Source organism: Serratia sp. 2C06, from assembly GCF_050037615.1.
GTDB lineage: Bacteria > Pseudomonadota > Gammaproteobacteria > Enterobacterales > Enterobacteriaceae > Serratia > Serratia ureilytica.
The window spans coordinates 4,315,930-4,334,579 of record NZ_CP188299.1; the positions used below are offsets into that span (position 1 = coordinate 4,315,930).

An 18,650-nucleotide genomic window follows, 5' to 3' on the forward strand; every position below is an offset into this window, starting at 1 on the left:
CATAATAGAACCCATAAATTTCACGTTGCATTTGGGCGACCGACGCAAAGACTTTTGGCGTCGCTCCAGCCAGCCACGGCGCAAGCCAGTGCAGCCAACCACGCGGCAACCTGAAAGGCGGGAATAAAGCGATATAGATTTGCGAGGAGATCTCATGCCTACTGGCGATATTATGCGTGAAGAGGCCGTCCTGACGCTGCCGTTGCGACAATGGGCGGCAACGGAAGCATCCAGCGCGGTCAGCGAACTGGAACAGGGCAAGGTGCTGTTTCTGCCCGAACTGGCCTTCACCCTGTCTGAGCAGGAAATGCCACTGCTGGATCCGGCGCTGGTCGATCCGAAGCGCAAAAACATCAGCTATCAACCGCTGTCCGGCAAGCTGACCGGCGTCGCCGTCGCGGAGCGCCGGCAGCAGGTTCAGCAACTGCTGGAACGTTATTACCAATCTTGCCGCCAGCTGATCGCCGGGCTGTTGCCCGAGTATCAGGAGGCGCTGCACCATCCGACCGGCAGCCTGCGTTTGCATCCGGTTTCGGCCTGGCGCGCAAGCAGCTCCTGGCGCAAAGATGACAGCCGGCTGCACGTCGATGCTTTCCCGTCGCGCCCGAACTACGGCGAACGCATTCTGCGCATTTTCACCAACATCAATCCGCACGGTGAACATCGCCAATGGCGCGTCGGCGAACCGTTCCCTGAGCTGGCGCAACGCTTCATGCCGCGTCTGGCGCGCTACTCCGCCTTCAGCAGTTGGCTGCAGCACCGGGTACGCATCACCAAAACCCGCCGCAGCCATTATGACCACCTGATGCTGCAGTTGCATGACGCCATGAAGGCCGACGGCGATTATCAACAACAGGGGCCGCAGCTGGCGCTGGCGTTTCCGCCGGGCAGCAGCTGGATTTGCTTCTCGGATCAAACGCCGCACGCCGCGATGGGCGGCCAGTTTATGCTGGAACAGACCTTCTTGCTGCCGGTGAACAAGATGCAGGATCCGCAGCGCTCGCCGCTGAAAGTGCTGGAACAGCTGCGCGGTCAGCCGCTGATCTGAATAGATTGCCGCCGCCGGCAGCTCCGGCGGCGGCAAGCGCGCATCACGCCTCGAAGTCCCCCTGTTGGCGCGCCACCAACGTCAGGATGCTGTACAGCGCCACCGGCTGCTGTTCCTGATTCAATACTTGCACATCCCACACCACCACGCCGTGCGGCCGATCTTCGGCGGTTTTCTGCGGCTTGCGGATCTTCTTCTTGCAGGTCAACCGCACCTGAATGGTGTCGCCGATCTTCACCGGTTCGATAAAGCGCAGATTCTCCATGCCGTAGTTGGCGATCACCGGCCCGACGGCGGCATCGACAAACAGCCCGGCCGCGGCGGACACCACAAAGTAACCGTGCGCCACCCGCTCGCCGAACAGCGAATCGGCGGCGCCGATCTTGTCCATGTGCGCGTAGAAATGATCGCCGCTCAGGCAGGCGAAGTTGACGATATCCGCTTCGGTCACGGTACGGCGCGCGGTCAACAGGCTGTCGCCCAACTGCAGCTGCTCGAAGTATTTCCGGAACGGATGTACCGGGTGCTCGGCGACCGGCGCGCCGCGCACCCATTCGCCGCCGATGGCCGCCAGCATCGCCGGGCTGCCCTGGATCGCCGTGCGCTGCATATAGTGCTTCACCGCGCGCAATCCGCCCAGCTCTTCCCCGCCGCCCGCGCGCCCCGGGCCGCCGTGCACCAACATCGGCAGCGGCGACCCGTGGCCGGTGGACTCCGCCGCCGCCTGTTCATCCAGAATCAACATGCGGCCGTGGGCGCAGGCCGCCGCGCGAATGAAGCGCTTGGCCAGCGCCGGGTCGGCGGTCACCAGAGAGCCCGCCAGGCTGCCCTGCCCCAGCAACGCCAACGCGATCGCCTGCTCGGTATCCGCATACGGCATCAGCGTCGCCACCGGGCCGAAGGCCTCGGTGCCGTGCACTGCCTGATGGGTGAACGGATCGGCGCAATACAGCAAGGTCGGCGGATAAAACGCCCCGCCGCGCGCGCCGTCGCCCAGGATTTCCAGCTTATCCAGCGACGCGCCGCACAGCGGTTCGCAGCCGTTGCGCAGCAGGAACTCCACCTTGCTTTGCACATCATCACGCTGCTCGTGGCTGACCAACGCCCCCATGCGCACCTGCTCCAGCTGCGGGTCGCCCACCGTCACCCCAGCCAGGCGCTGCAACAAGGCCTGACGCACCGCAACCACCTGCGCCGCCGGCACGATGATGCGGCGGATCGCCGTGCATTTCTGCCCCGCCTTGGCGGTCATTTCACGGCACACCTCTTTGATAAACAGCGCAAACTCCGGCATCTCCGGCGTTACGTCTTCCGCCAGCACGCAGCAGTTGAGCGAATCCGCCTCCATGGTGAAGGCGATCGATTTCTCCAACAGCCGCGGGTGCGCGCGCAGCCGCTGCCCGGTCTGCGCCGAACCGGTGAACGTCACCGCATCCTGATAATCCAGGTGCGCAAACATGTCGCCGACGCCACCGCATACCAACTGCAGCGCCCCTTCCGGCACCAGCCCGCTGTCGACGATCAGCCTGACCATCGCCTGCGTCAGCTGCGCGGTGGCGGTGGCCGGCTTGATGATGGCCGGCATGCCCGCCAGCCAGGTCGGCGCCAGTTTTTCCAGCATGCCCCAGCAAGGGAAGTTGAAGGCGTTGATATGCAGCGCCACGCCCGGGCGCGAGGTCAATACGTGGCGAGCGGCGAACTGCGCCTGTTTCGACAACGGGGTCAGCTCATCCTCCGGCCACAGGGTATCATCCGGCAGATCGCGGCCGGCCATGCCGGCATAGGCGAACAGCGTGGCGATGCCGCCTTCGATATCGACCCAGCCGTCGCTGCGCGTCGCCCCGGTTTGATAGGAAATCTGATACAGCGCCTCTTTGTGCGCCAGCAGGTGTTTCGCCACCGCTTTGAGCATCTGGGCGCGCTGCTGGAACGTCATTTGCGCCAGCGCCGGCCCCCCGTGGCGGCGGGCATAGCTCAGGCTCGCCGCTAACGGCAGGCCGTCGGAGCAGACCTGGTACAGCGCCTCGCCGGTCACGGCGTGGCGGATCTCGCGGCTCTCTCCCTGCCCATACACCCAGGCGCCAGAAAGATAACTGTGTAACTGCTGCATGTGCCCTCCAAAATTCATAAATTTTCACCCTACAGCTTAATTACGTATCACATAAATGCCAGTTTACGCCAAACTCAATTTTAACAAAAAGAGAACAAGAAGCGCGTTCAAGCCGCTTTCCCTGTCGTTAACACAGAGTCATTGATTTTATTTATCAAATTAAATCAATAATATAAACAATTAACTTGTGAATGCGCTCGCAAAACCACATGAATCTCGTTTGATCTTTTTGTTATCAGTTTGTAGCCTTATGGTTAGTTAAAGTGATTCACATTTTTATATTCAATGTGAAAAATACGAATCACCAAGAGGCGAGCATGACAACTGAAGCACAGTATCAGCAGCATTTCGACGCCAAGATCGCGGCGGATATCGCTATCGAAGCCAAAGACTGGATGCCGGACGCTTACCGTCAGAACCTGATTCGGCAGATCGGCCAACACGCCCATTCGGAAGTCATCGGCATGCTGCCGGAAGCCAACTGGTTGACGCGCGCCCCCACGCTGCGCCGCAAAGCGGTGCTGCTGGCCAAAGTGCAGGATGAGGCCGGCCACGGCCTGTACCTCTACAGCGCCGCCGAAACCCTCGGCTGTTCGCGCCAGGACATCTACCAAAAGATGCTCGACGGCAAAATGAAGTACTCCTCGATCTTCAATTACCCCACGCTCAACTGGGCGGATATCGGCGTGATCGGCTGGCTGGTCGACGGCGCCGCCATCGTCAACCAGGTGGCGCTGTGCCGCGCGTCCTTCGGCCCCTACGCGCGGGCGATGGTGAAAATCTGCAAAGAGGAAAGCTTCCACCAGCGCCAGGGCTACGAGGCGGTGATGGCGATGGCCCACGGCAGCGACACGCAGCGCGCCATGCTGCAGGACGCCATCGATCGCTTCTGGTGGCCGGTGCTGATGATGTTCGGCCCGAGCGACGCCGACTCCCCCCACAGCGCCCAGAGCATGGCGTGGAAGATCAAACGCCACAGCAACGATGAGCTGCGGCAGAAGTTCGTCGACAACACCGTACCGCAGCTGGAAGCGCTGGGCATGACGGCGCCGGATCCGGATCTGCACTGGGATGCCGCCGCCGGCCACTATCGCTTCGGCGAGATCGACTGGAGCGAGCTGCATGAGGTGATCAAAGGGCGTGGCCAATGCAACCACGAACGCCTGCAGGCCAAACGCCGCGCCTGGGAAGACGGCGCCTGGGTGCGTGACGGCGCCATGGCCCACGCCGCGAAAAACGCCGCTTCCGCCGCATAGCCAACATAAGGAACCGAGATCATGAGCCACGTTGAATGGCCGCTGTATGAAGTGTTTATCCGCAGCAAACAAGGGTTGGCGCATCGCCACGTCGGCAGCCTGCACGCCGCAGACGACCAAATGGCGCTGGAAAACGCCCGCGACGCCTACACGCGCCGCAACGAAGGCTGCTCGATTTGGGTGGTGCAATCCCGCCATCTGATCGCCTCGCAGCCGGAAGATCGCGGCGCGTTCTTCGATCCGTCCGAAGACAAGATCTACCGTCATCCGACGTTTTACACCATTCCCGACGGCATCAAGAACATGTAGAGGCGACCATGACGGTTAACGATCCGCGCATCAGCTATTTGCTCCGCCAGGGCGACACGCCTTTGATCCTCGCCCAGCGTCTGTGCGCCTGGTGCGGCCACGCGCCCGAGCTGGAAATCGATCTGGCGTTGGCCAACATCGGGCTCGATCTGCTCGGCCAGGCGCGCAACTTCCTGAGCTACGCCGCCGAACTGGCCGGGCCGCCCTGCAGCGAAGACAGCCTGGCCTTCGGCCGCGACGAACGCCAGTTTCATAACCTGCTGCTGGCGGAACAGCCGAACGGCGGTTTCAACGACACGTTGGTGCGCCAGTTCCTGCTCGACGTCTACCACGTGCAGCTGCATCAGGCGTTGAGCCGCAGCCGCGATGCGCAGATCGCCGCCATCGCCGCCAAGTCATTGAAGGAGGCCGATTACCACCTGCGCTTCAGCCGCGGCTGGATGATCCGCCTCGGCGACGGCAACGACATCAGCCACCGCAAGATCCAGCAGTCGCTGGATAACCTGTGGCGCTTCACCGCTGAGCTGTTCCACGCCGACGCGCTGGAGCTTGAGCTGGCGGAACAGGGCATCGCCGTCGATCCGCGCCAGCTGCAGGCTCCCTGGCAAGCGCAGGTGGAGGAGACGCTGCGCCAGGCGACGTTGACGCTGCCCGCCGAGCAGGCGTTCCGGCACGGCGGCAAACAAGGCCGACACAGTGAACACCTCGGCCCGCTGCTGGCGGAGATGCAGTTCCTGCAGCGCGCCTATCCAAACAGTCAGTGGTAGGAGGCCGCGATGAACGTCACTCGTTTGCAACCCGCCGAAATCCCGCAGATTTGGCACTGCCTGCAGCAGATCAGCGATCCCGAACTGCCGGTGCTGTCGATCACCGATTTGGGCATGGTGCGCGACGTGGTGCGCGACGGCAGCGGCTGGCGCGTGACCTTCACCCCAACCTATTCCGGCTGCCCGGCCACCGAATTTTTACTCAACGCCATCGAGCAGCGGCTGACGGCCGCCGGCTTCAGCCCGGTGCGGGTGGACATTCGCCTCAGCCCGGCCTGGACCACCGACTGGATGAACGCCGACGCCCGCGAGCGGCTGCGGCAATACGGCGTAGCGCCCCCGCAGGGCCACACCTGCGATCGGCCGCACGCCCACGGCCCGGTCGCCTGCCCGCGCTGCGGCAGCACCCACAGCGAGAAGATCAGCGAGTTCGGCTCCACCGCCTGTAAAGCGCTGTACCGCTGCTGCGACTGCCGGGAACCGTTCGACTACTTCAAATGCATATAGGAGCGCTGACACCATGACGGTCTTTCATCGCCTGAACGTCGCCGCCATCGAGCGCGAAACGCCGAACGCCGTAGCCATCACCCTGCGGGTGCCCGAAGAGCTGCAAAACCAATACCGCTACACCCCCGGCCAGCACCTGACGCTCAAGGCGCGGGTCAACGGCGAAGAGCTGCGGCGTTGCTATTCCATCTGCAGTTCACCGCAGGAAGGCCTGCTGCAGATCGGCGTAAAAGCAATTGATCAGGGCCGTTTCTCCGGCTTCGTCAACCGCATGCTGAAAGTCGGCGATGCGCTGGAAGTGATGGTGCCGCAGGGGCGCTTCGGCTATCAGCCGCAGGCGGAGCGCCGCGGCAATTACCTGGCGATCGCCGCCGGCTCCGGCATCACGCCGATGCTGTCGATCATCAAAGCGACGCTGCAGCTCGAACCGGGCAGCAGTTTTACCCTGATCTACGGCAACCGCAACAGCCGTTCGATGATGTTCAAAGAAGCGCTGTCGGATCTGAAAAACCGCTACCCGCAGCGTTTTCAGCCGCTGTACCTGTTCAGCCAGGAGAGCCTCGACAGCCCGCTGCTCAGCGGCCGCATCGATCGTGAACGCCTGACGGCGATCGGCGGCGCGCTGCTGGATTTCCGCGACTATGACCACGCCTTCATCTGCGGGCCGGAATCGATGATGGACGACGCGCAGACCGTGCTGGAACAGGCCGGCGTTCCGGCCAACCACATCCACAGCGAACGTTTCAACACCAGCGGCCTGGTCGCCCGCCCGCGCCACAGCGGCGATCGCAACGCCGCCAAGGTGACAATCCTGCTCGACGGCCGCCGGTTGGATATCGAGCTCGGCGAACAGGACGACAGCATTCTCGACGCTGCGCTGCGCCAGGGCGCCGACCTGCCCTACGCCTGCAAAGGCGGCGTATGCGCCACCTGCAAATGCCGTCTGAAGGCCGGCCAGGTGGAGATGGGCGTCAACTACAGCCTGGAGCCGGATCAGTTGGCGGCGGGCTATGTATTGAGCTGCCAGTCGTGGCCGAAAGGCGACGGCGTGGTATTGGACTTCGACGTCTAGGAGCCGCGATGGATACCCCCTTTATTTTGCACCAGCAGCAGCACCGCGTGGTCACGCTGACGCTGCACCGCCCGGAGGCGCGCAACGCCCTGAGCACCCCTTGCCTGGAGCAGCTGGTGTTTCTGCTGGATCAGGCCGATGCCGACAGCGGCGTGGGCGCCGTGGTGATCGCCGGCGCGGCGCGTTTCTTCGCCGCCGGGGCCGATCTGCACGAGCTGCAACGGCAGGATCTGCCGGCCGCGCTGGCGGATCGCCGTCCGCAGCTGTGGCAGCGGCTGGCGCAGTTCAGCAAGCCGCTGCTGGCGGCGGTGAACGGCTATGCCCTGGGCGCCGGCTGCGAGTTGGCGCTGGCCTGCGACATCGTTATCGGCGGCGAAAGCGCCCGCTTCGGCCTGCCGGAGATCACCCTCGGCCTGATGCCGGGGGCCGGAGGCACCCAGCGCCTGATCCGCTGCGTCGGCAAGTCGCGCGCCAGCCAGATGGTGCTGACCGGCGAAGCCATCGACGCCCGCACCGCGCTGCAGGCTGGCCTTATCAGCGAAGTGTGCGTCGATGCCCTGACGCTGGAGCGCACGCAGCAGATTGCCGATCGCATCAGCCGTCAGGCGCCGCTGGCGCTGCGCGCCGCCAAGCAGGCGCTGAAACAGGCCGAGGAAACCGGCCTTAGCCAGGGGCTGGCGATGGAACGTCAGCAGTTCGTCACCCTGGCCGCCACCGACGATCGCCGCGAAGGCATCGCCGCCTTTTTCGAAAAACGTACGCCAAACTATCAGGGGCGCTGATTTATGGATAACGCATTGATTCTCAGTCATCTCGAGGCCGGCGTGTTGACGCTGACCCTCAACCGGCCGGATCGGCTCAACAGCTTTAACGACGAAATGCATCGCCAACTGAGCGAAGCGCTGACGCAAGCCGAACGCGACGACAACGTGCGCTGCCTGCTGATCGCCGGCGCCGGCCGCGGTTTCTGCGCCGGGCAGGATCTCAACGATCGCAACGTCAGCGCCGATCAACAGGCGCCGGACCTCGGCCTGTCGGTCGAACGTTTCTACAACCCCCTGATCCGTCGCCTGACCGCCCTGCCCAAACCGGTGGTGTGCGCGGTCAACGGCGTGGCGGCCGGCGCCGGCGCCGCGCTGGCTCTGGCGTGCGACATCGTCATCGCCGCCGACAACGCCGGCTTTATTCAGTCGTTCTGCCGCCTGGGTCTGGTGCCGGATTCCGGCGGCAGCTGGTTCCTGCCGCGGCTGGCCGGCCACGCCCGCGCGATGGGCATGGCCATGCTGGGCGACAAAATCAGCGCCCAACAGGCGCTGGAGTGGGGCATGATCTGGCAGGTGGTGCCGGCGGATGAATTGGCCGACCGCACGCAAACGCTGGCGCGCCATCTGGCCACCCAGCCGACTTACGGTCTGGGGCTAATCAAGAAAGCCATCTACAGTTCGGCCACCAACAGCCTCGATCAACAACTCGATCTGGAGCGCGATCTGCAGCGATTGGGCGGCCGCAGCGACGACTACCGCGAAGGCGTCAGCGCGTTCTTCGCCAAACGCACGCCAAACTTCAGCGGGAAATAGCCATGAACGCGCCCCTTCTTAACGGCCAGGTGGCGGTGATCGGCGCCGGCACCATGGGCATCGGCATTGCGCAGGTGGCCGCCGCCGCCGGTCACCCGGTGCGGCTGTTCGATATCGCCCCCGCCGCCGCCCAGCGCGCGATCGACGAACTCGCTCGCCGCCTGCGGCAGCGGGTCGACGGCGGCAAGGCCGACGCAAACACCACCGAGGCGCTGCTGGCGCGTCTCGAACGCGCCGATTCGCTCGAGCAACTGGCCGACAGCGCGCTGGTGATTGAAGCGGTGGCGGAAAATCTGGCGATCAAGCAGAGCCTGTTCCGCGATCTGGAAGCGGTCTGCTCGCCCACGGCGCTGTTCGCCAGCAATACTTCCTCGCTGTCGATCACCGCCATCGCCGGCGCCTTGCAACACCCGCAGCGCATGGCCGGGCTGCACTTCTTCAACCCGGCACCGCTGATGAAGCTGGTGGAGATCGTCAGCGGTCTGGAGACCGGGGCCGAGACCCTCGCCGCGCTGCAAGCCCTGGCGCAGCGCTGGGGTAAGCAGAGCGTCGTGTGTCGTTCGACGCCGGGATTCATCGTCAACCGCGTGGCGCGGCCGTTCTACGCCGAAAGCTTGCGCGCGCTGGAAGAACGGGTGGCCGACGCCGCCACCCTGGATGCGGTAATGCGCGACGCCGGCGGTTTCGCCATGGGCCCGCTGCAGTTGACCGATCTGATCGGCCAGGACGTCAATTACGCCGTGACCGACTCGGTGTATCAGGCCTTCTACCAGGATCCGCGCTTCACCCCCTCGCTGGTGCAGCAGGAGCTGGTGGCCGCCGGGCGCCTCGGCCGCAAATCCGGCCGCGGCTTCTACCGCTACGACGCGCAACGCCCCACCGCAGAGATGATCGCCTTTGCGCCACCGGCGCAGGCCGCGCTGCCGCAGCGCGTTACGCTGCACGGCGACTGGTCTTCGCTGGCCGATTTGGCGCAGCTGTTAAGCGAAAATGCGGGGGCGATTAAACAACCTGGCCAGACCAGCCCGCACGTCACGATCGACGACGTTACACTGATGTTAACCAATGGTAAAACCGCCGGCCAACTGGCCGACGAACGTGGAATGCCCGTGGTGCTGTTCGATCTCTGTGCCGACTATGCGCATGCCTCCGCCATCGCCATCAGCTGCGCGGCGCAAAACGGCGCACAACACAATGCCAAAGCGATCCGTCTGCTGCAGTCCCTCGGCAAACGCGTCATCCCGTTGCCGGATTACCCCGGCCTGCTAACGATGCGCACCCTGGCCATGCTGGCCAACGAAGCGCTCGACGTGGTGAACAAAGGCGTCGCCAGCGCCGAGGATACCGATCTGGCGATGCTGCGCGGGGTCAACTATCCGCGCGGCCCGCTCGCCTGGGGCGCCGCGCTCGGCTGGCGCCACATCCTGACGACGCTGGAAAACCTGCAACGCTATTACGGCGAGGCCCGCTATCGCCCGATGCCGCTGCTGCGCCGCTACGCTTCCCCCGCCTCTTTCTCAGGAGCCGAACAATGAACGCCAATACGCCGCGCGCGCTGGCTCAGCGCTGCGCCGAACAGATGTTCCAGCAAGATACCTGCGCTCAGGCGATGGGGATGCACATCGATGCCGTCGACGTAGGGTACGCGCAGGTCAGCATGACCGTCGGCCCGCAGATGCTCAATGGCCACCAGACTTGCCATGGCGGCCAGCTGTTCAGCCTGGCGGATACCGCCTTCGCCTACGCCTGTAACAGCCAGGGGCTGGCGGCGGTGGCTTCCGGCTGCAGCATCGACTTCGTCCGCCCGGCGCTGGCCGGCGATCGCCTCACCGCCAGCGCGCAGATGCGCCATCAGGGCAAAGCCACCGGGCTGTATGACGTCGAAATCGTCAATCAACAGGGCAAAACCGTCGCCTGGTTTCGCGGCCGCGCGCACCGCCTCGGTCACAGCATTTTAGGAGATCAGGCATGAATCAGGCATTTATCTGCGACGGCGTGCGCACCCCGATCGGCCGCTATGGCGGCGCGCTGGCCCAGGTGAGGGCCGACGATCTCGCCGCCCTGCCGCTGCGCGTGCTGCTGGAGCGCTATCCACAGGTGGATTGGGCGCAGCTGGACGATGTGATCCTCGGCTGCGCCAACCAGGCCGGGGAAGACAACCGCAACCTGGCGCGTATGGCATTGCTGCTGGCCGGGCTACCGGTCGGCGTTTCCGGCACCACGGTGAACCGCCTGTGCGGTTCGGGCCTGGATGCGCTGGCGATGGCGGCGCGCAGCATCAAGGCCGGCGACGCCGGGCTGCTGCTGGCGGGCGGCGCGGAATCGATGACCCGCGCGCCGCTGGTGATGGGCAAGGCCGACAGCGCCTTCAGCCGCCAGGCGCAGCTGTACGACACCACCCTCGGCTGGCGCTTCGTCAACCCGCGCATGCAGGCCGAGTTCGGTACCGATTCGATGCCGGAGACCGCCGAAAACGTCGCGGCGCAGTTCAACATCAGCCGTGCCGATCAGGACGCCTTTGCGCTGCGCAGCCAGCAGCGCGCCGCCCGGGCGCAGGCGCTGGGCCACCTGGCGCAGGAGATAGCGCCGGTCAGCCTCACCGGTAAAAAAGGCGCAGTCACCCTGTTCAGCCAGGATGAACACCCGCGCGCCGACACCACCTTCGATCAGCTGCAGGCGCTGAAAACCCCGTTCCGTCAGCCCGGCAGCGTCACCGCCGGCAACGCCTCGGGGCTGAACGACGGCGCGGCCGCGCTGATCGTCGCCTCCGAAGCGATGGCGGCGCGCCAGGGCCTGACGCCGCGCGCGCGCATCCTTGCCACCGCCACCTGCGGCGTGGAGCCGCGGCTGATGGGCATCGGCCCGCTGCCGGCCACCCGCAAGGTGCTGGAGATCGCCGGGCTGAGCCTGGCGCAGATGGACGTCATCGAACTGAACGAAGCGTTCGCCGCCCAGGCGTTGGCGGTGATGCGCCAGCTTGGCCTGCCGGACGATGCCCCGCAGGTCAACCCCAACGGCGGCGCGATCGCTCTGGGGCACCCGCTGGGCATGAGCGGCGCGCGCCTGGCGCTGGCCGCCCTGTTTGAACTGGAACGGCGAGCCGGCCGCTACGCTCTGTGCACCATGTGCATCGGCGTGGGCCAAGGCATCGCCATGATCATTGAGCGTGTCTGACCCCTGAGGCTAACCATGACAATAAATCCACAGCCCCTCGAAACGATCGAATTCGCCTCGCGCGATGAGATTGAAGCGTTGCAGTTGGCGCGTTTGAAGTGGACGCTGCACCACGCCTACGACAATGTGCCGATGTACAAGCGCAAGTTCGATCAGGCGGGCGTACACCCCGACGATCTTAAGCAGCTGAGCGATCTGGCGCGCTTCCCCTACACCACCAAGCAGGATCTGCGCGACAACTACCCGTTCGACACCTTCGCGGTGCCGATGGAACAGGTGGTGCGCATCCACGCCTCCTCAGGCACCACCGGCCGCCCGACGGTGGTGGGCTACACCCAGCGCGACATCGATAACTGGGCCGATATCGTCGCCCGCTGCCTGCGCGCCGGCGGCGCCACCGCCAAAGACAAGGTGCACGTCGCCTACGGTTACGGCCTGTTTACCGGCGGCCTGGGGGCGCACTACGGCGCGGAGCGGCTCGGCGCCACGGTGATCCCGATGTCCGGCGGCCAGACGGAACGCCAGGCGCAGCTGATCCTCGATTTCAAACCCGACATCATCATGGTGACGCCGTCCTATTGCCTGACGCTGATCGATGAACTGGAGCGCAAAATGGGCGGCGACGCGCGCGGCTGCTCGCTGCGGCTCGGCGTGTTCGGCGCCGAACCCTGGACCGAAGCCCTGCGCCACGAAATCGAAACCCGCATGGGCATCAAGGCGCTGGATATTTACGGCCTATCGGAGGTGATGGGGCCGGGCGTGGCGATGGAATGTCTGGAAAGCGGCGGCGGCCCCACCATTTGGGAAGACCACTTCCTGCCGGAGATCATCTGCCCGGAGACCGGTATCGCCCTGCCGGACGGCGAGCACGGCGAACTGGTGTTCACCACCCTGACCAAAGAGGCGCTGCCGGTGATCCGCTACCGCACCCGCGATCTCACCCGGCTGCTGCCGGGCGACGCACGCCAGATGCGCCGCATGGGCAAGATCACCGGCCGCTCCGACGACATGCTGATCATCCGCGGCGTCAACGTCTTCCCGTCGCAGGTGGAAGAACAGATCATGCAGTTCGAGCAGCTGTCGCCGCACTATCAACTGCAGGTCAGCCGCAGCGGGCATCTGGACACGCTGGCGGTGCGCGTCGAGCTGAAAGAATCGGCGCTCAGCCTCAGCCATCAGCAGCGTTGCGATATCTGCCACCAGCTGCGCCACCACATCAAATCGATCGTGGGCGTCAGCACCGACGTCAGCATCGCCAACTGCGGCGATATTCCGCGCTCGGAAGGCAAGGCGCAGCGCGTGGTCGATCTGCGGCCGCGCTAAGGCGCACGGCGTCACGGATGACGCCGCCCCAAATTATGTTAATGTTGTGGCTCATCGAAGGCTAACCCATGGAAAAATATGGAACATAAACTGGATGAGTTCATTCGCCATGCCGTCGACGCCCAGCCGATCAGCGGCACGTCGCTGATCATTTCGCTGTACGGCGACGCGCTCAGCCACCGCGGCGGCGAAGTGTGGCTCGGCAGCCTGAGCGCGCTGCTGGAGGCCTTCGGTTTCGGCGATCGCTTCGTGCGCACCTCGGTGTTCCGCCTGCAGAAAGAGGGGTGGCTGGCGGTGGAGAAAATCGGCCGCCGCAGCTTCTACCGCGTGACCGAGCAGGGCATGCGCCAGTTCCGCCACGCCGAATCGAAGATCTATCTGCGCGAGCAGCCCGCCTGGGACGGCAAATGGGAGCTGTTGCTACTGGAATGCGCCGAAAAAAACGCGCGCGCGCGGCTGAAAAAAGAGCTGGGCTGGCTCGGGTTCGGGCAGATCGCCAACAACCTGATGGCCGCCCCCACCCATGCGCAAACCGACGTGACGGCGCTGCTCGGCGAATTGAACGCCAGCGAGCAGGTGATCTACTTCCGCGCCGATTACCCCTACAATCGCTCCGAGCAAACGCTGCAGAAACTGGTGGCCGACTGCTGGTCATTGAGCGAGGTAGCGGCCGGTTATCATGAGTTTATCGTCTCTTTCCGGCCGCTGATGGCGCTGCTGCGCGAAGTCGACCCGGCGGCGCTGACGCCGCTGCGCTGTTTCCAGATTAAGCTATTATTGATTCACTTCTTCCGTCGCGTGGTGTTGAAAGATCCGCTGCTGCCGGACGCGCTGCTGCCCGCCCAGTGGGAGGGCCAGATCGCCCGCAATCTGTGCATCAATCTCTATCAGCAGGTCGATCGCGCCGCGACGGACTACGTCAGCGCGCTGGCGGAGACCACCATCGGCGCCCTGCCCGCGCCGGCCGCCGGCTACTATCGGCGCTTCGGCGGCCTGCCGCGCGACCCTACATGTTAAGGAACTCACGCTATGCCTGTGTATCAGATTGACGGCCTGACGCCGGTCGTTGACCCCAGCAGTTACGTGCACCCGACGGCGGTGCTGATTGGCGACGTGATCGTCGGCAAACACGTGTATATCGGCCCGAACGCCAGCCTGCGCGGCGATTTTGGCCGCCTGGTGATCTGCGACGGCGCCAACATTCAGGACAACTGCGTGATGCACGGCTTCCCGCAGCAGGACACGGTGGTGGAAGAAGACGGCCATATCGGCCACGGCGCCATCCTGCACGGCTGCCGCATTCGCCGCAACGCGATGGTGGGCATGAACGCGGTGGTGATGGACGGTGCGGAGATCGGCGAGAACACCATCGTCGGCGCGATGGCGTTCGTCAAAGCCGCGGCGGTGATCGAAGCCAACAAGCTGGTGGTCGGCAGCCCGGCGCGCGTGCTGCGCGATCTGACCGAACAGGAGCTGGCCTGGAAGATCGCCGGCACCCGCGAGTATCAGGATTTGGTGCAGCGCTGCAAATCCTCGCTGCACGAAGTGGCGCCGCTGACCGAAATCGAACCGGGCCGCCGGCGCCTGAGCTTCGGCGACCACCTGATCCCGAAAAGCCAGCTTTAATCCCCGGGGCTGAGATGCGCCTCAGCCCCTCCCCTTATTACTCCACCTCCGGCGCCTTGAACGGCGACGGCGTAGCCGCGCGGCGGCTCTGGAAGTGATAAGCCACCATCAGCAGCAAGGTGAACGGAATACCGAACCACAGCGTCATGCGGAAGAATTCGGTAAACGCCGTCGAGATCATCAACGCCGCCATCAGCCCGGCGCCGAGCAAGGTGGTATAGGGAAAGCCCCACATGCGAAATTTCAGGTGGGTCTGCCGATGCCGGCGGCGGAAGAACAGGTGGGTGACGAAAATCATCAGCCAGGTAAAGCAGGCGCCATACACCGAGATAGACATCATGGCGGCGAACGAGGTTTCCGGCGCCACCAGGCTCAGCACGATAGACACCACGATACCGATGCACGACATCGCCAGCGCATTGACCGGAATACCGCGCCGGCTGACGCGCCCCAACGCCGCCGGCGCCTGCCCGGCGCGCGACAGCGAGAACATCATGCGAGTGGTGATATACAGCTGGCTGTTCATTGCCGACAGCGCCGCCACCAGCACGATAAAGTTGAAAATACCGGCGGCGGCGGGCAGATGGATCACGTTCATCGCCATCAGGAACGGGCTTTCGCCGGTGCCGGACTGGCGCCAGGGCACGATGGCCAGCATCAGGGCGATCGACAGCATGTAGAAGATGAACAGCCGCACGATGGTGCCCTTGAACGCCGCCTTCACCGCAATCACCGGATTCTTCGCCTCGCCGGCGGCCACCGCGATCATTTCAATGCTCAGGTAGCTGAAGATGGACACGATCACCGCGAACCACATGCCCTTGACGCCAAACGGCATAAAGCCGCCGGCGGTCAGGTTGCGCAGACCATAGGCCGGGTTGCCCGAGAACGCCAGAATGCCGATGCCGATCAGAATAAACGCCACGATCGCCGTCACTTTGACGGTGGACAGCGCGTATTCCACCTGGCCGAACGATTTCACGCCGATCACGTTGACAACGATCACCGCCGCCGAGAACAGCAGCACCCGCGGCCAGGTCGGCGTCGCCGGGAACCAGAACTGCATGTACATGCCGATGGCGGTGACTTCGGTGCCCACCGCCAGCACCACGCAAGACCAGTAAGAGTAACGCACCAGAAAACCGAACAGCGGGCCGAGATAGAATTCGGCGTAGTCGCCGAACGAGCCGGGCGTCGGGTGTTCGGAGGTCATTTCCGCCAGGCTGCCCATCAGCAGCAGCGCAATGACGCCACCGATCAGGTAGCTCAGCAATACCGACGGCCCCGCCATCTGAATGGCGTAGGCGCTGCCGAGAAACAGCCCGGTGCCGATGGCGCCGCCGATCGCCAGCATTGACATCTGCCCGGCGGTAAGATGCTTGTTCAACCCGCCCTGGCGGCGAGCGATATGCTCAAAATCATTCATCTGTGGCATGGCTGGGTTCCCGAGCGGAGTTAGGCGGTGCGGGTGACGTCGAGGATCGCGGCGGTCACATAGTCGATGTTGCCGGGGTTAAGCCCCGGCAGACACATGCGGCCGGGCGAGACCAGATAGATGGCATAGCGCTGCCGCAGGGTCTGCAGCTGCGCTTCGTTCAGGCCGGTATAGCTGAACATGCCGCGCTGATCGCGTATGCGCCGGTGATCCAGCGAAGAGCCACCCTGCGCCAGCCCGGCGGCCAGCTGTTCACGCATTTGCTTGATGCGCGAGCGCATTTCTGCCAGCTCATTGCGCCAAAGCTCGCCGAGTTCAGCGTCGCCGAGCAGGGTTTCCACGATCTGGCTGCCGTGCGTCGGCGGGCAGGAGTAGCTGCGGCGGATCAGCGTTTTTAACGCCCCTTTGACGTTGGCGGCATTTTCCGCGTCGGCGCAGCGCACCGATAGCGCGCCCAGACGCTGGCCGTACAGCGCGACGTTTTTGGAAAACGAATTGCAGACCAAAAACGGCAGATCGGTTTTCAGCGCTTCGCGCAATACAAAGCAGTCCTCCTCCAGCCCGTCGCCGAAGCCCTGATAGGCGATATCGAACAACGGCAGCAGGCTGCGTCGCTGCAGCACGGCGAGCGTGGCGCGCCACTGCTCCGCCGTCAGATCGGTGCCGGTCGGGTTATGGCAACAAGGGTGCAGCAAGACCACGCTGCCGGGCGGCAGGCTGTCCAACGCGTCGAGCATGGCGGCGAAACGCAGGCCGCCCGCCGCTTCATCAAAGTAGGGATAGGTATTCACCCGCAGCCCGGCGCCTTCGAAAATCGCCCAGTGATTGGCCCAGGTAGGATCGGACACCCAGATTTCACCGCGCGCCAGAAAGTGGCGCAAAAAATCCGCCGCCAGCTTCAACGCGCCGGAGCCGCCGACGGTCTGCACCGTGGCGATCTCGGCCGCCTGTTGCTCACCGAACAGCAGCGCCTGCACCTGGCGGGCGAACTGCGGCGAACCTTCGATCGGCGGATAACCGTGCGGGCGGCGCAGCGCCAGCAACCGCTGCTCGGCCGCCTCAACCGCCTGCATCAGCGGAATATTCCCCTGCCGATCGTAATACAGCCCAATGCCTAAATTCACTTTTTTCGGATTGGGATCCTGCAAATAGGCTTCCATCAGCGACATAATAGGATCGGCGGCGGAAGGTGCAATCTGTTTAAACATGACGCATCCTTAACTCGTTATTGAATTAATATGAAGACAGGCTTAAGGAGAAATTAAATCAGGCGATGGCGCTGACGGTAATTTCTATTTTCATTCCGGGCACCACCAATTTCTCGACGATAACCGTGGAGCGATTGGGATAAGGATAATTAAAGTATTTCCGGTAAATATCATCGAGCCATTTAACGTCGTTAACGTCGGTAAGATACACGATCACCTGCAGCACCTTATCGCTGTGGCTGCCCGCCACCTTCAGCGTCTGCGCCAGGTTATCGAAGGTCAGCGCAATCTGTCGCTCCGGCGCGCCGGTGTCGATGCTGCCGTCCGCCCGCACCGGGCCATGGGCGGTAAACAGCATGCCGCCGCCCCGGGTGGCCCAGGAAAAAGGCTGGCCGATATCCGGCAGCCCGGTCTCTACAATCTCGCGCATGTCAGTGGTTCCCGTGGTGGTCAAGTTGGCGAAGCAGCGCGCCGTCGGCGGCGAACAACGCATCCAGGATGGTGAAATGGTTGGCGCCTGGCACCGCGACCAGTTCAGCCGGCAGCCCGCGTTGGCGCAGCGCCGCATGATAGTGTTGCGACTGACCTCTCAGTTCCGGCAGCTCCAATGCGCCGTAATACAGCGTAAGCGGCTTGCCGCGCGTCGGCAGGCGGCGCGCCGGGCTGAGCGTTTCAATTTGCCGCGTGGTCAACTGCAGCGCCCGATTGACATAACTTTGTTGCAGCGGCGCCAGCTCGAACAGGCCGCTAATGGGAAAGACGGCATCCACCAACGCATGCTGCTGCCAGAGCGCCGCCAGCTGCCCGCCGGCGGAATGGCCGCACAGATAAACCGGATGGGCGTAGTGCGGCGGCAGGCGGCGCTGAATGGCATCCAGTGCCATTCCGATCTGTCGGCATATTTCGTCGAGATCCACCGCCGGTGCGAGCGCATATTCCACCAACACCACGTCAAAACCCAACGCCAGCGGCCCGGCGGCGATAAAGGCGAAATCCGCCTTATCGCAAAATTGCCAATAGCCGCCGTGAATAAAAATTAACGTCCCCTGATGCTGCTTTGCAGAATAGAGCCAATCAAATGTTTCGCGTTCGCCGTTGCCATAAGCAATATTATTTTCATGGCGCGTCTGTTTATAAACAGCCGCGCTGCGGGTTTGAAATGAAGTCAAAATAGCCGCTTCATTATCCACCGTGGCGCCGTTGTCATAACTCCCCGCAAGTGGTTTCATATATTAAAC

Annotated in this window: 19 protein-coding genes; 14 read left to right on the top strand and 5 right to left on the bottom strand. The window is 63.8% G+C overall.

Annotation, left to right across the window (positions count from 1 at the left end; translation table 11 throughout):
* The first annotated feature begins 154 nt into the window (after window positions 1-154).
* The gene (locus ACP3TA_RS21210; protein WP_164120121.1) at window positions 155-1,048 is read left to right on the top strand and encodes a Kdo hydroxylase family protein; all 894 of its coding nucleotides are present in this window, start codon (window positions 155-157) and stop codon (window positions 1,046-1,048) included.
* 43 nt (window positions 1,049-1,091) lie between these two features.
* On the opposite strand, the gene paaZ is transcribed toward ACP3TA_RS21210, so the two are convergent.
* On the bottom strand, window positions 1,092-3,158 hold the full coding sequence (gene paaZ, locus ACP3TA_RS21215; protein WP_164120120.1) for a phenylacetic acid degradation bifunctional protein PaaZ: 2,067 nt from the start codon (window positions 3,156-3,158) through the stop codon (window positions 1,092-1,094).
* Window positions 3,159-3,475: 317 nt separating this feature from the next.
* Here paaZ and paaA point away from each other — a divergent pair, with 317 nt between their 5' ends.
* The 13 genes from paaA to paaY all read left to right on the top strand — a co-directional run bounded on the left by paaA (window position 3,476) and on the right by paaY (window position 14,769).
* Complete coding sequence (gene paaA / locus ACP3TA_RS21220) at window positions 3,476-4,414, top strand: 1,2-phenylacetyl-CoA epoxidase subunit PaaA (RefSeq protein ID WP_187307506.1); 939 nt, start codon at window positions 3,476-3,478, stop codon at window positions 4,412-4,414.
* 21 nt (window positions 4,415-4,435) lie between these two features.
* Window positions 4,436-4,723, top strand: coding sequence for a 1,2-phenylacetyl-CoA epoxidase subunit PaaB (gene paaB, locus ACP3TA_RS21225; protein WP_004935173.1), 288 nt, complete (start codon window positions 4,436-4,438; stop codon window positions 4,721-4,723).
* Between the two features lie 8 nt (window positions 4,724-4,731).
* Window positions 4,732-5,490 (top strand): 1,2-phenylacetyl-CoA epoxidase subunit PaaC, encoded by a 759-nt coding sequence (gene paaC / locus ACP3TA_RS21230; RefSeq protein ID WP_089194909.1) that lies wholly within the window; start codon window positions 4,732-4,734, stop codon window positions 5,488-5,490.
* 9 nt (window positions 5,491-5,499) lie between these two features.
* Complete coding sequence (paaD, locus tag ACP3TA_RS21235; protein ID WP_033643609.1) at window positions 5,500-5,997, top strand: 1,2-phenylacetyl-CoA epoxidase subunit PaaD; 498 nt, start codon at window positions 5,500-5,502, stop codon at window positions 5,995-5,997.
* 13 nt (window positions 5,998-6,010) lie between these two features.
* A complete protein-coding gene (gene paaE, locus ACP3TA_RS21240; RefSeq protein WP_426784423.1) occupies window positions 6,011-7,069 on the top strand; it encodes a 1,2-phenylacetyl-CoA epoxidase subunit PaaE in 1,059 nt (352 codons plus the stop codon).
* A gap of 8 nt (window positions 7,070-7,077) precedes the next feature.
* Window positions 7,078-7,851 (top strand): 2,3-dehydroadipyl-CoA hydratase PaaF, encoded by a 774-nt coding sequence (gene paaF, locus ACP3TA_RS21245; RefSeq protein WP_342170948.1) that lies wholly within the window; start codon window positions 7,078-7,080, stop codon window positions 7,849-7,851.
* 3 nt (window positions 7,852-7,854) lie between these two features.
* A complete protein-coding gene (gene paaG, locus ACP3TA_RS21250; protein ID WP_047025413.1) occupies window positions 7,855-8,646 on the top strand; it encodes a 2-(1,2-epoxy-1,2-dihydrophenyl)acetyl-CoA isomerase PaaG in 792 nt (263 codons plus the stop codon).
* A gap of 2 nt (window positions 8,647-8,648) precedes the next feature.
* Entirely contained in the window at window positions 8,649-10,181 is a 1,533-nt protein-coding gene (locus ACP3TA_RS21255; protein ID WP_046687373.1) for a 3-hydroxyacyl-CoA dehydrogenase, read from the top strand.
* Window positions 10,178-10,618 (top strand): hydroxyphenylacetyl-CoA thioesterase PaaI, encoded by a 441-nt coding sequence (gene paaI, locus ACP3TA_RS21260; RefSeq protein WP_033643614.1) that lies wholly within the window; start codon window positions 10,178-10,180, stop codon window positions 10,616-10,618. Before ACP3TA_RS21255 ends, paaI begins: the two co-directional genes overlap by 4 nt.
* Window positions 10,615-11,820 carry a 3-oxoadipyl-CoA thiolase gene (pcaF, locus tag ACP3TA_RS21265; RefSeq protein ID WP_089194910.1) on the top strand — a complete coding sequence of 402 codons (1,206 nt, stop codon included), beginning with the start codon at window positions 10,615-10,617 and terminating at the stop codon, window positions 11,818-11,820. Before paaI ends, pcaF begins: the two co-directional genes overlap by 4 nt.
* A gap of 15 nt (window positions 11,821-11,835) precedes the next feature.
* Entirely contained in the window at window positions 11,836-13,143 is a 1,308-nt protein-coding gene (gene paaK / locus ACP3TA_RS21270) for a phenylacetate--CoA ligase PaaK (protein ID WP_016927188.1), read from the top strand.
* A gap of 78 nt (window positions 13,144-13,221) precedes the next feature.
* The gene (paaX, locus tag ACP3TA_RS21275) at window positions 13,222-14,160 is read left to right on the top strand and encodes a phenylacetic acid degradation operon negative regulatory protein PaaX (protein WP_046687375.1); all 939 of its coding nucleotides are present in this window, start codon (window positions 13,222-13,224) and stop codon (window positions 14,158-14,160) included.
* A gap of 12 nt (window positions 14,161-14,172) precedes the next feature.
* Complete coding sequence (gene paaY, locus ACP3TA_RS21280; RefSeq protein ID WP_033643617.1) at window positions 14,173-14,769, top strand: phenylacetic acid degradation protein PaaY; 597 nt, start codon at window positions 14,173-14,175, stop codon at window positions 14,767-14,769.
* A 37-nt stretch (window positions 14,770-14,806) separates the two neighbouring features.
* Here paaY and ACP3TA_RS21285 read toward each other — a convergent pair whose 3' ends face one another.
* From ACP3TA_RS21285 to ACP3TA_RS21300, 4 genes are read right to left on the bottom strand one after another with little or no spacing between them, the layout of a single operon-like run.
* Window positions 14,807-16,204, bottom strand: coding sequence for an amino acid permease (locus ACP3TA_RS21285; RefSeq protein ID WP_426784424.1), 1,398 nt, complete (start codon window positions 16,202-16,204; stop codon window positions 14,807-14,809).
* A 20-nt stretch (window positions 16,205-16,224) separates the two neighbouring features.
* On the bottom strand, window positions 16,225-17,412 hold the full coding sequence (locus ACP3TA_RS21290) for an aromatic amino acid transaminase (protein WP_122016271.1): 1,188 nt from the start codon (window positions 17,410-17,412) through the stop codon (window positions 16,225-16,227).
* 58 nt (window positions 17,413-17,470) lie between these two features.
* Complete coding sequence (locus ACP3TA_RS21295; protein ID WP_046687377.1) at window positions 17,471-17,842, bottom strand: RidA family protein; 372 nt, start codon at window positions 17,840-17,842, stop codon at window positions 17,471-17,473.
* 1 nt (window position 17,843) lies between these two features.
* On the bottom strand, window positions 17,844-18,641 hold the full coding sequence (locus ACP3TA_RS21300; protein WP_060660544.1) for an alpha/beta hydrolase: 798 nt from the start codon (window positions 18,639-18,641) through the stop codon (window positions 17,844-17,846).
* Window positions 18,642-18,650 lie beyond the last annotated feature (9 nt).